The organism is Mesorhizobium sp. P3_A9 (genome assembly GCF_056402975.1).
On sequence record NZ_JBFUGJ010000050.1, the window covers coordinates 15,051 to 27,003 of the forward strand.

Annotated in this window: 10 protein-coding genes; 4 read left to right on the forward strand and 6 right to left on the reverse strand. The window is 61.1% G+C overall.

The window, feature by feature from the left end:
• Entirely contained in the window at positions 1-1,488 is a 1,488-nt protein-coding gene (locus AC1DX0_RS10605; protein WP_477218976.1) for a pyridoxal phosphate-dependent decarboxylase family protein, read from the reverse strand.
• Between the two features lie 12 nt (positions 1,489-1,500).
• Complete coding sequence (locus AC1DX0_RS10610) at positions 1,501-2,589, reverse strand: PLP-dependent cysteine synthase family protein (RefSeq protein ID WP_477355271.1); 1,089 nt, start codon at positions 2,587-2,589, stop codon at positions 1,501-1,503.
• 249 nt (positions 2,590-2,838) lie between these two features.
• Between AC1DX0_RS10610 and AC1DX0_RS10615 the strand changes: the two genes are divergently transcribed.
• The 3 genes from AC1DX0_RS10615 (at position 2,839) to AC1DX0_RS10625 (ending at position 5,379) form a co-directional block, all read left to right on the forward strand.
• Positions 2,839-4,827: a transcriptional regulator gene (locus AC1DX0_RS10615; protein ID WP_477218978.1), complete on the forward strand. Its 1,989-nt coding sequence runs from the start codon at positions 2,839-2,841 to the stop codon at positions 4,825-4,827.
• Between the two features lie 99 nt (positions 4,828-4,926).
• Complete coding sequence (locus AC1DX0_RS10620) at positions 4,927-5,106, forward strand: hypothetical protein (protein ID WP_475455185.1); 180 nt, start codon at positions 4,927-4,929, stop codon at positions 5,104-5,106.
• A 99-nt stretch (positions 5,107-5,205) separates the two neighbouring features.
• A complete protein-coding gene (locus tag AC1DX0_RS10625; protein ID WP_477218979.1) occupies positions 5,206-5,379 on the forward strand; it encodes a hypothetical protein in 174 nt (57 codons plus the stop codon).
• 83 nt (positions 5,380-5,462) lie between these two features.
• On the opposite strand, the gene AC1DX0_RS10630 is transcribed toward AC1DX0_RS10625, so the two are convergent.
• The 3 genes from AC1DX0_RS10630 to AC1DX0_RS10640 form a co-directional block, all read right to left on the reverse strand.
• Positions 5,463-5,771: a UBP-type zinc finger domain-containing protein gene (locus AC1DX0_RS10630; RefSeq protein WP_477355274.1), complete on the reverse strand. Its 309-nt coding sequence runs from the start codon at positions 5,769-5,771 to the stop codon at positions 5,463-5,465.
• Positions 5,772-5,785: 14 nt separating this feature from the next.
• Positions 5,786-7,525 carry an FAD-dependent oxidoreductase gene (locus AC1DX0_RS10635; RefSeq protein WP_477355277.1) on the reverse strand — a complete coding sequence of 580 codons (1,740 nt, stop codon included), beginning with the start codon at positions 7,523-7,525 and terminating at the stop codon, positions 5,786-5,788.
• A gap of 120 nt (positions 7,526-7,645) precedes the next feature.
• Positions 7,646-8,191, reverse strand: a complete 546-nt coding sequence (locus AC1DX0_RS10640) for a cytochrome b (RefSeq protein ID WP_477218981.1) — start codon at positions 8,189-8,191, stop codon at positions 7,646-7,648.
• A gap of 410 nt (positions 8,192-8,601) precedes the next feature.
• On the opposite strand from AC1DX0_RS10640, the gene AC1DX0_RS10645 reads away from it, so the two are divergent.
• A complete protein-coding gene (locus AC1DX0_RS10645) occupies positions 8,602-9,237 on the forward strand; it encodes an ImmA/IrrE family metallo-endopeptidase (protein ID WP_477218982.1) in 636 nt (211 codons plus the stop codon).
• A 404-nt stretch (positions 9,238-9,641) separates the two neighbouring features.
• On the opposite strand, the gene AC1DX0_RS10650 is transcribed toward AC1DX0_RS10645, so the two are convergent.
• Positions 9,642-10,667, reverse strand: coding sequence for a hypothetical protein (locus AC1DX0_RS10650; RefSeq protein ID WP_477218983.1), 1,026 nt, complete (start codon positions 10,665-10,667; stop codon positions 9,642-9,644).
• Positions 10,668-11,953 lie beyond the last annotated feature (1,286 nt).

The window sequence follows — 11,953 nt, forward strand, 5'->3', positions numbered from 1 at the left end:
CTATTTCGCTGAAGTGCCTTCGGCCGCGATCTCGCGCCCCAGCCGCACCGTCTCGGCGACCAGAAGGTCGAGGTCGTCGCGCCGTGTGCGGTGGTTGGCGATCGCCACGCGCAGCCAGTGCTCGCCATGCACGGTGGTGTCGGAGAGGGTGGCAATGCCTTGTTCCTGCAGCCGCAGCATGATCTCGGTGTTGAGCGCCTTCAGCGCCTCGCCGGTGACGCCTGGCTGGTAGCGGAAGCAGACGATATTGATGGTCGGCGGCGTCGCCAGCTCCAGCAGCGGCTCGGCCTCGATCCGCCCGGCGAGATAGAAGGCTTGCGCGATGTTCTGGTCGATCAGTCGGCCGAATTTGTCGACGCCATGTTCTTTCAGCGCCATCCACACTTTGAGCGCGCGAAAGCCTCGCGATGTCTGCAGGCCGTAATCGTGCAGCCATTCGCCCGACGCTAGGCCGCGCGGCGTCGATTCCAGATATTCCGGCGTCACCGCGAAGGTCCGGCGATGCGCGATGGCATCCCTGACCAGGGCGCAGCCGACCTCGAACGGCGCATGCAGCCATTTGTGCGGATCGAGCGCGATGGAGTCCGCCCATTCGATGCCGGCAACGCGATGCGCATTGTCAGGCGCAATCGCGATCAGCGCGCCGATGCAGCCGTCGACATGGAACCAGAGGTCTTCCTCATGTGCGAGTTTGGCGAGCGTCCGCAGATCGTCGATCGCACCGGTGTTGACCGTGCCGGCATTGCCGATAACGCAGGCCGGCTTGAAACCGGCCGCGCGATCCTCTGCTATCGCCGCGCGCAATGCTGGGATGTCGATGCGCAGGCTGGCGTCGGTCGGGATGCGGCGCAGCGCCCGGTTGCCGAGGCCGAGCGCTTCCATCGCCTTGCGATGGCAGGAATGGATCTGGTCCGAGCCATAGAAGCGCAGCGGCTTTTCGATTGCCGCAACGCCGTGCTCGCGCACGTCGATGCCGGCCTTGGTGTTGCGCGCCACCGTCAGCCCGATGAGGTTGGCCATCGAACCACCACTGACCAGCGTGCCGGAGGCGGAGGCTGGAAAGCCCAGCATCTGCTTGCACCAGTTCACCACCTGGCTGTCCATCAGCCCGGCGGCGTGATTGCCGCCGCCGAGGTTGGAGCCCTGGATTGCCGCCAGGAAATCGCTGAGCGCGCCGGTGAAGTTGCTCGACCCCATGTACCAGGCCCAGAAGCGCGGATGGATGTTGCCCATCGGATAGGACATCACGGTGCGCGAGACCTCGCTATAGACAGCGGCCAGCGGCGCGGGGAAGCGCGGCAGGGGTGCCGCGAAGGTCTCTCTCACATCCGCCGGCATCTGCCGCCAGGCCGGGCGGTCCCGGATATCGCGGAGATAATCGACGGCGTCGTCGATGACTTGGTGTGACAGGGCCTGGACAGTGGCCCAGTCGGCGGGGTCGAGCGTTTCCTCGGCCACCATGCCGAGGGTTTCCTGCGCGATATCCATGAACTCCTCCCGTCAAGCCGCCGGGAATTGGCAGCCGGGCGTCGAGCGCGACAACGCCATCTCATCGGCATCCATTTCGGCCTCGATGCCGTCGAACAGCGGTGTCGACATGTAGCGCTCGCCGGTGTCGGGCAGCATGCACAGGATCACCGATCCGGCCGGCGCCTTCTCCGCGACCTGCATCGCCACGGCGAAGGTGGCGCCGCCGGAAATGCCGGTGAAGATGCCTTCCTTCTGCGCCAGGGCCTTGGCCCATTTGATGCCTTCGGGTCCGGCGATCGGCATCACCTCGTCATAGAGGCTGGTATCGATCGCTTCCTGCAGCACGTTGGGGATGAAGTCCGGCGTCCAGCCCTGGATGGGATGCGGTTCGAAGGCCGGGTGGCTGGCGGCAGGGGCGCCATGGGTACCGCGCTGCTGCGCCTTGCCGCTGCCGATCAGCTGCGCATTGGCCGGTTCGGAGAGCACGATGCGGGTCTCCGGCCGCTCGCGGCGCAGCACGCGCGCCACGCCGACGACGGTGCCGCCGGTGCCGTAGCCGGTGACGAAGCAATCGAGCCGCGAGCCGGCGAAATCRTTGATGATCTCGCGYGCCGTSGTSGCYTCGTGGATGGCGGCRTTGGCTGCCGTCTCGAACTGGCGGGCCAGGAACCAGCCMTTGGCYTCGGCCARYTCSACCGCCTTCTTGTACATGCCAAARCCCTTYTSSGCSCGCGGCGTCAGCACCACCTTGGCGCCCAACATGCGCATCAGCTTGCGGCGCTCGACTGAAAAGCTGTCGGCCATGGTGACCACCAGCGGATAGCCCTTTTGCGCGCAGACCATGGCGAGCCCGATGCCGGTGTTGCCGCTGGTYGCCTCGACCACGGTCTGGCCGGGCTTCAACGCGCCGCTGCGCTCGCCCTCCTCGATGATGTTGAGCGCCAGCCGGTCCTTCACSGAGGCGGCSGGATTGAAGAACTCGGCCTTSACGTAGATCGTCGCGTGGGCCGGTCCGAGATTGTTKATKCGGATCACCGGCGTGTCGCCGACAGTGTCCAGAATGCTGTCGAACAGGCGGCCGCGCCCGGCCGTGGTCCTGATTTTCTGTCTATTCAACATCGTTGATCTCCTCGATCGTGTTCATCTTCACAAGCCGGTTACAAACCGGCGGCTTGGGCGGCGAGGTTTCGAGACATGGCCGCGTTAGGACTGACTGCCGACGATGCGGCAATGACGATGCCCCGGCGTGGAAATTTGCCGCCGGATGCGCCGTGTCGTGTTTGGTGATACAGCAAGGGCCGACAGGCCAGCGTGGGAGCAGGCGTGGAAACGGACGTGGAATCCGCACCATCGAGGCTGGACGGCGACATGCCGCGACTGTCCGTGCGCCTGCTTGGATCGCTGGAGATCCTGCGCGACGGCGTGCCGGTGGCGCTGCCGCAGTCACGCAAGCTGCGCGCGCTGTTCGCCTATCTGGCGCTGGCGCCACACGCCGTGGGGCGCAGCCGCCTGTGCGAACTGCTGTGGGATGTGCCCAACGATCCCCGTGGCGAACTGCGCTGGTGCCTGAGCAAGCTGCGCGCCGCCCTTGACACGCCGGACCGGCGCCGGGTCGTAACACAAGGCGACACGGTCGCGCTCGATCTCGACTGCTGTCTTGTCGATGCGCTGGAGATCAGCCGTGCCACCACGCAAGGGATCGGCACACTCGACAGGAAGCAGCTGCAGGCGCTGGCAGAACTCTTCGCCGGCGATTTGCTCGACGGGCTGATGCTCGAGCGCAGCCCGCTTTTCGAGAGCTGGCTGATCGCCCAGCGCCGGCGTTTTCACGCATTCCACGCTGCCGTGCTGGAACAGCTTGCCGCAAACCATCCGGCGGGCTCGCCCGAAATGTCCCCCCATCTCGACAAATGGGTCGAGCTGGCGCCATTCGACACACGCGCGCATCTGGCCTTGCTGTCCAATCTGGCGGAGCGCGGTGCCATGGGCGCGGCCGAAGAGCATCTGGCTTCGGCGGCTCGCCTGTTTCAGTCGGAAGAGCTGGATTTCGCCCCGCTTCGCGCGGCCTGGCAGGCAATCCGCGGCCAACAGTCCGGCAGCCCGCTCAAGGCGCAGCCGGCCTGCCTGTCCACATCATCGCAATTGGTCGCCCCATCGAACGATGTCGGCACTATCGTGCCGAGCCAGGCGTCGCTGGCGGTGATGCCGTTTGTCGAGGAGAGCGGCGGGCGCGGCGGGCTGGCCGACGGTTTCACCCACGACATCATCACCCGGCTCGCCAAGCTTCGCGATTTCTTCGTCATCGCGCGCGGTTCGGTGTTCGCGCTGGCAGAGACGACCATCGCGCCGGAGGAAGCCGGCAGAAAACTTGGCGTCGACTATGTCGCCACCGGCACCGTGCGCAGCATGGCCAGCCGTCTGATCGTCAGCGTCGAACTCGTCGAGGTGCGCACCGCCAGGATAGTTTGGGCCGAGACCTTCGAGCGCCGGCCCGACGACCTCTTTACCGTGCTCGACGATATCGGCGACAGCATCGTGTCGTCGATCTCGGCCGAGATCGAAACGGTCGAGCGCAACCGCGCCATGCTAAAGGCGCCCAACTCGCTCAATGCCTGGGAGGCCTATCACCGCGGCCTCTGGCACATGTATCGCTTCACCCAGGGCGAGAATGAGCAGGCGCGGCATTTCTTCGACAAGGCCTTGCAGCTCGACCCGACCTTTGCCCGCGCCTATGCCGGTCTCTCCTTTACTCACTGGCAGAATGCCTTCCAGCGCTGGGGCGACCGCGACCGCGAAAGCGCGCTGGCCTATGAGAGCGCCGGCAACAGCCTGCTGATCGACGACCACAATCCGGCCGCGCACTGGGCGATGGGCCGGGCGCTGTGGCTGCGCGGCGAGCAGGACGGCTCGCTCTCCGAACTGGAACGGGCGGTGGATCTCAGCCCCAATTTCGCGCTCGGCCATTACGCGCTGTCCTTTGTCCACTCGCAGTCGGGCGACCCGCAAGCGGCGATAAGCTCCTCCGACCATTCGCGCCATCTCAGTCCCTTCGACCCGCTGCTGTTCGGCATGCTGGGGTCACGCGCCATGTCGCATGTCCGGCTCGGCCAGTTCGAGGAGGCGGCCGACTGGGCGCTGAAGGCGGCGGCACGGCCTAATGCGCATACCATCATCCTGGCGATCGCCGCGCACTGCCTGGCGCTGGCCGGCCGGCTCGACGAGGCGCGCGGCTTCGCCGCCGCCATCCGCAAGACATTGCCGGACTATCGCGCCGACGATTTCATCGGCACCTTCCGCTTCGAGCCCGATGCCGAGGCGCTGTTCCGGCAAGGCGCCAGGCGGATCGGGCTCAGCTGATTTCGCGCTTGAAGTCCGCCCGTTAACGAAGTCGGAAGGAGTTGCTTAACAGTTCACCTCTATGTGACGCCCGGGGGGGTCCATGGCAGAGTGAGTATGATGAGCGACAGCCCCGACAAGCGCAGCAGTGAATGGCGCGCCATTTTTTATGTACAGGCCCGTGTCGCCATCCTGTTCGTTCCGGTGGTCGCCAGCCTGCTGATCATCGCCGCCCTTGCCGGCAATGACCGCAAATCGGTTCCCGACGTCGACCGGACGGTCACCGGGTCCGTGCGATAGGTCACCCGGGCGGCGCTCGGCACCAGTGGTCGAGCTTTCAGCGGCGGAACCCGCCGCGCCGTCGAACATTGTCTTCCAGGACAGCCCCTGGAGGACATGATGACCAGAGCTTTCGACATCAACGACAACAGCAAGCAAAATCCCAAGCGCCCGCCGCAGCCTGAGACCGGCGACGATCTCAGGAAAAAGAAGGTTGATGGCAAAGCCTTCCAGGTGAATGAGAACAGCGTCGATAATCCGACCCCCGCGCCGGTGACGCCAAAGCGGGACTGATCGCGAGATCGGGATGGCATGAAAAAAGCCCGGGCAACCGGGCTTTTTTTGCGCCTCGGAAACTTACCTCGTTACGCGTCGTCTCAATAAAACCTTGGGATCGGGCCGTTCTGCGGCGTTGTGCGGTCGCCGAGGTCGAGAAACACCTCGTCGACATAGCACCATCCCCAGCCTTCCGGCGGRTCGTAGCCYTCGATGAYAGGATGGCTGGTGGCGTGAAAGTGYTTGGTGGCGTGGCGGTTGGGCGAGTCGTCGCAGCAGCCGACATGGCCGCAGGTGCGGCAGAGCCGCAGATGCACCCACCATGAGCCGCTCTTCAGGCATTCCTCGCAGCCRAGCGCGCTCGGCGTCACATCCTTGATCCCGGCCGCATGTTTGCATTCGTCCGCCATCACACTCTCCTGAACTATCTCTTCGTTGAAGCATGATCTTTTTCCGAAAACCGGCCCCCACTTTTCGGGATCATGCTTTGAGGCGAGACGGTTTGGCTGCCGTCCCGCGCAAGATAAGCATGCAGTGCCGCGACCACCTGGGCGCCTTCGCCGACGGCCGCTGCGACGCGCTTGACCGAGCCGCAACGMACRTCGCCGATGGCGAACACGCCACTACGGCTGGTTTCCATCAGACCGTGTTCCGGCCCCAACTCCGATCCGGTGCGGATGAACCCCTTGGCGTCGAGCGCCACATTGCATTGCGCCAGCCAGTCGGTGTTGGGGTCGGCGCCGATGAACAGGAAGAGATGCCGGATCGGGCGCGTCGTTTCTTCCCCACTGACGCGGTTGCGCCAGCGGACCTTGGCAAGATTGCCGCCCTCGCCGTCCAGCGCCTCGATCTCGGTCTCGGTCAGCACCTCGATGTTCGGCTGCGCCTTGATGCGCTCGACCAGATAGCGTGACATCGAGGCATCGAGGCTGCCGCCGCGCGCCAGCAGCGCCACCTTGCGCGCGTGGCTGGCGAGGTAGACCGCCGCCTGGCCCGCCGAATTGCCGGCGCCGACCAGTGCCACTTCCTGGCCGGCGCAAAGCCGCCCTTCGATGGGTGACGCCCAATAATGCACCGACGTGCCCTCGAACTGCGACAGGTTGGCGACTTCGAGGCGCCGATAGCGTGCGCCGCTGGCGATGACGACGCTGCGCGTGCGCACCGTCTCGCCGTCGCCGACATCGAGCAGGTAGCGGGCGCCCGAATTGTCGGTCGCGGCGCTCAACAGCTTCGCCTCGTCGGGGATCACCATTTCGACGCCGAATTTCTGCGCCTGATTGTAGGCGCGTGCCATCAGCGCCATGCCGGTAATGCCGGTGGGGAAGCCGAGATAGTTTTCTATCCGCGAGGAGGCGCCGGCCTGTCCGCCGAAGGCCCGGCAATCGAGCACGATGGTCGACAGCCCTTCGGAGGCCGCATAGACGGCCGCCGCCAGCCCCGCTGGCCCGGCGCCGACAATGGCTACGTCATAGAGCGTATCGGCATCGATCGGCCGCAGCAGGCCGATGCAGCGGGCGAGGTCCTTCTCGCCGGGATTCATCAGCAGCCTGCCGTTCGGACACAGCACCACCGGCAGATGGTGCGGGTCGACMTSGAAGCGTTCGAYCAGSGTYKTCGCGCAMGGRTCGSYGYCGGAATCGAGCACGCGGTGCGGYTGGCCGCTGCGSGCCARAAASCCTTGCAGCCGCAAGACGTCGGCATTGCCTGATGGTCCGATGATGATCGGCCCGCTGGTGGCGCTTTCCAGGAGCCCGACGCGGCGCAGAATCAGCGCCCGCATTATGCGCTCGCCGAGATTGGCCTCCTGCACCATCAGGTCGCGCACGCGCTGCGAGGGGATGACGAAGGCCTCGACCGGTTCGGCGGCCTCGGCATTGACCARCGAKGGGCGSGCCGAAAGCTGCGCCAGCTCGCCGASGAARYTGCCSGGRCCRTGGGTGACGATCGTCTCGCGCCGGCCAAGGCCATCCTGGGTGATATCGACCGTGCCCGACAGCACGACGATCAGGCCGGGCGCGACATCACCTGCCTTGATGATGTGCTCGCCGGCGGCATAGGCGCTGGCTTCGCCGAACCGGCGCATGTGGTCAATATCTGCCTCGGTTAGCGTGGGAAACGCCTGATCGCGACGGGCGCCGAAGATTGCGGTGCTGGACTGGGACATGGATGCGAGCGTAGCGAAGCAGCCGCGCACTTTGAAGCGGTTTGTTCAGCGCCTAGCCGCGAGGGGAGGTTTGGCTGATGGCCGCCACGCCGTCGCTCTGCAGTGACGGGCCGCCGCCTCTCACGAACCCGTTCTGGTTTGCGGCAGCATGCGCTTGAGCACGTCGTCCCTGCGGATGAAATGATGCCACAGCGCGGCGGCCGCGTGCAGGCCGGCAAGGATGAGGATCAGATTGGCGCACAGGCTGTGCAGTTCCCTGATGAACCGGGCTGTGTCGCGGTCGGGCGAAACCGGAGCCGGAATGGTGAAGAGACCGAAGAAGCTCAAGGCGTCACCCCTGTACCAGGTCAGCAGGATGCCGAGCACCGGAATGGTCACCAGCAGCGCGTAGAGTAAGAGATGCGCGACCTTGGCCGCCCATCGTTCCAGTTCTGACATTTCCCGCGGCAGGCCCGGTGCTCCCAGCGTCAGGCGCAAGCCGACGCGGATGACGACGAGTGCGAACAGCAGCATCCCAAACGAAATGTGGAACCACCAGACGAGTGCGCGGCCGGGATCGCCACGTGGAAACAGGTCCTCCAGGTAGGTCAAGCCATAGAGGCCGATGACAAGGAGAAACACGGCCCAGTGAATGGCCTTCTGCGCGCCTGTATAGGTTGGGTTCATTCCGGCCATCCAGTTTTAGATGGCTCTAAACTAGCCGCGATCATGTCAAAGCTTTGTCGCGACAGCGGTCCTTTTCGGCCGTGTCCGGCCGGACGACGATGCCTCGGACAAAGAAAAAGCCCGGACGAACCGGGCTTTCTTTGTCTGCGTCTCTGAACCATCGAGCGGTTCGAAACGGGAATTTGGTGCCCAGAAGAGGATTGCGCTCTTAGGCCTCTTCGTCATTGATTTCTATCATAAATTTGGTTCGCAGTCGAGCCTCTGTAACACAGTGTCGTTACGCAGAAGCATAAGAAACCGCACTGCCCACTTTAAGCGCTCCGACCCCCCGTATTTAGTATTTGAAGGAAATTGAAACACATCATATGGTGTCAGCACCAGAGTCGGGCGCTCATCCGAGGTTTGAGGCGATGATGAATCTCAGTGAAGAATTTATCGAGAAGGCAGCACACGATTTTCGGCGCAGGTTGGGTCTGGAAGGGGTGTTGGCTCCGTGCATGTTCAATGTGCTTGAAGCATTCCAGCAACGGGGCCGAAAATTCAGCTTTCGTATAGCGACTGTCGGGGAACTAGGTCAGGGCGAAGCGCTGATGGACGAGGCGGCGGATACGCTAATAGTGCGTGAGAGCGTCATGGAGGATGTGAGGGCAGGACGGGAACGGGCGAGGTTTACCATAGCTCACGAGCTTGGACATTATCTCCTTGGGCATAAAGGTATGAAGGAGCGGACCCAAAGACTTACCGCCTACCCCACGGCACGCGATCGCATTGAAGAAGAGGAAGCGAATGTCTTCGCATCCTTTTTTCTAGTTCCCACGCTCTTGGCAATCGATGGCACATGCCCAGAGGACATAGCAATGCGCTTCCAAGTCAGCCCTTCGGCGGCTGAGATCGCCTTCGCAAGGATTGCGCGGGCCAAAAGGAGGGCTACAGGCCAGCGTCGTCGACCTCCCGATTCTGTCATTGATTTCCTGAAAGAAGCCAGGCGGCGCGGCCATCCCATTCGGTCCAATCTTTCTGAATTTGACAGCGAAGAGGCTGATTGAGGTCTAAGCCGACTTTGCCGCTGGTTCATCCGGAAGGCGCGTGATGCCAAGCTTGCGGGTGCCGAGGGCTTTGACGAGTGGACCATTACGTGGGTGGTTGGGCATACGGACAGTGAGCGGGCTAAGAGCCTCGACCTCAGCCAGCATGGTTACGCGGGGCAGGACCCGGAAAGGGCGAAGAGAGCGCTTGTAGAGGCCGTAAAGCTGCCATCTTAAGCACGTTGTGCCCAGAAGAGGATTGCGCTCAGGTGCCCTCTAGTAATTGATTCTATTACCTATTTTCGCGCTTCCCAAGCGTTTGTTACAGTAGGGTAGCACAGGATCGGCATACCATCGCGAACTCATTTGAGGCTCCCCGGAGAGACCTCCCCCGCCATTCCGGACTTCGCTCCGCCGCCTTTCATTCACAGGAGAAACCAACCAATAAGCCTCCTCCGGGTCCCCGGGGGGAGCTCATCGATGATAGACATTATCTCGGAATGAATGAGGTCCGAATTGAACTTCATGGATGGGAACGGGTTATCCAGGGTCATCGCATAACGGGCAGAATGACTAACCCGACTTAGAGCTGCACGATTATTTGCCTGAGACATGAATTCTAAGAACAAGGCGTAGCTCTCCAAAAGCCGGCCTGCCGATATCCGTCCTGCTTTAGAGAGTGCGTTTACTATCCGTTCCGAAGGAGACGTATCTAAGTGCTTTAACAGGCTGGAAATGAATTTATCTTCATCATCAGGTGGAGACTCAGCAGCGTCAACCATGCTCAACATGCATGAAAAATACCAAATCTTTCGGCTATGCCTTAGCTTAATGTTGCGTGTACACCAATCTTTATTCTCTTCATCGATTTTAGCTTTGTACTCAATGCAGAGAGTTTTGAAGTACCGGGCAATATCATTGCATAACGATAAGGCATGGCGCCCGCTTGTTCGGTCAGCACTTGCATAGGCCCCAAGTATCTTTGACCGCACATCCATAACAGGTAAGGATCCCCCGGCTTGGCGGCTTTCGCTCAATATCAAAATGCGTTTCGTGAGTTGGCTGCTGTCGTCAGCATCTCCGCCTATGGCTTCGGCGCGGGTAAGCTCTTCCAGTGAGGTAGGCTTTGTTAGGTCTTCGCCCGCTGAAACCTTCACGCCAAGAGCTTCCGAAAGTCGTTTCCGTAGGTCCTTATCGTGTGTCTTGTAGTTTTCAAGCGCACTGGCACTGTTAGCAATTGGAATAACGTCGAAATCGGACGCCTCCAGCGCTTCGAGTCTCCCTACAGAGCCGACAACTGCAAAGCATAGATCACCGTGATCTATTGACCTTTCCGATAGAAAAGTATCGATCGTGTCGCGAGCCTGCTGGATCAATTTATGTGAGAGTTCGGCCGCCCTTGTGTAAATTGCAAGACGATCGCCTTTGAGACAAGCCTTTAGGCACTCCATGCTCCCCCCGAAAATTCTATGTCTTCCCAGCCATTGGCTCTCTTAGAAAAATCTTTGCCATCTCCTCGGCCGGCACTGGGGATGATAGGTGCTTCGATTTTCGATAACCGTGGGCAATAGTATAAATCTGTGGGGGCTTGTAACGAACAACGTCCTTCGTCGCAACAGTGGAGCCATTAAGCGAGTGCAAAACTTCCGCTTCAGTAAGCTCTAAAGTTTCTGTGAGAGACAGGCGGCAGAAGCGATCTCGGATTGAGTTTGACCAGGCAGATTCGAACTCAACCACTTTTGGACGATTGATAATTCGCCTGTAGATCAGCGATTTCGCCCGCCAGAACCTAAAGAGCACCTCAGAGTCACCCCCCCTCACCCTTAACCCTGAAACAAGGTCGTTTTCGAATGCGCAGGAGACGGCAGACGGCGTGGGAACTTTGAGTCCAAAAGCCAATCCTGTCCGCCTAATTCCCTCTAATGTATCGGGAGTAAAGGGAGAGTGGATGAGTCGATGTAAGACCATAAGATCGTAATCGAATGGCTCATCAGCACGGTCGAAAAGGGCCAGCAGCTTGCCGCTATCGATCGATAGAGATTTTATGAGTCTGTAGAGCGACAATCGAGATGGTAGTCTATGGGAACCAGTTACCATCATGCATCGAAGTTGGCCTGAATCCACGCCGGAAACTTTTGAGAACCCGGCTTCGCCAGTATGCGATAGTGGCCAAGTTGCTATGTCGTGCAGTAAGCCCCATACTACCGCRTACCTCTGTGCTTCCTCGGACAATTGCAAGTGTATGGCAAATCGTTGTGCAGCTTTCGACACTGCCACACTGTGGTTTGCGCGAGTTCCGTCAGGCGTTCGTGTTACCGCAGAATCTGACCGTTTTAGGGGAAACCCACTAACGCTCGCGAATTGTAGGGATAAGATACCCAGGAAGCTTATGTTCCCGAGTCTCGCAAACGCTGGATGCGCCATCAGCTCATGAGCCGTACCTCGAAATAGATCGAGGTGTCTCGCCTGCAGGCCAATCCTACCTGGTGACATCGTTAAGATGCGTCTCCCGCCGCCGGCCGCTTCTGATGGTAGGCGACCAAATCACTTATACCACATTATTGCTACTTGGACACAGATGGATCGTTGTTCACAATTTTCAATCAGGCAACATGTCGCAGAATGTCGGCGTGAGGGGCATTCAACCGGCCGCAGCGACCCTATTAAGCCATGTCTTAACCCGACCGACGATGTGCGTGTCTATCGGCGTTTCCGTGAGCACTTCGATCTTCTAGCC

What these genes read in the sequence shown, in the direction of transcription:
- AC1DX0_RS10605 (WP_477218976.1), bottom strand. Translation starts at nt 1,488, where the DNA reads ATGGATATCGCGCAGGAAACCCTCGGCATGGTGGCCGAGGAAACGCTC.
- AC1DX0_RS10615 (WP_477218978.1), top strand. Translation starts at nt 2,839, where the DNA reads ATGCCGCGACTGTCCGTGCGCCTGCTTGGATCGCTGGAGATCCTGCGC.
- AC1DX0_RS10620 (WP_475455185.1), top strand. Translation starts at nt 4,927, where the DNA reads ATGAGCGACAGCCCCGACAAGCGCAGCAGTGAATGGCGCGCCATTTTT.
- AC1DX0_RS10625 (WP_477218979.1), top strand. Translation starts at nt 5,206, where the DNA reads ATGACCAGAGCTTTCGACATCAACGACAACAGCAAGCAAAATCCCAAG.
- AC1DX0_RS10640 (WP_477218981.1), bottom strand. Translation starts at nt 8,191, where the DNA reads ATGAACCCAACCTATACAGGCGCGCAGAAGGCCATTCACTGGGCCGTG.
- AC1DX0_RS10645 (WP_477218982.1), top strand. Translation starts at nt 8,602, where the DNA reads ATGATGAATCTCAGTGAAGAATTTATCGAGAAGGCAGCACACGATTTT.
- AC1DX0_RS10650 (WP_477218983.1), bottom strand. Translation starts at nt 10,667, where the DNA reads ATGGAGTGCCTAAAGGCTTGTCTCAAAGGCGATCGTCTTGCAATTTAC.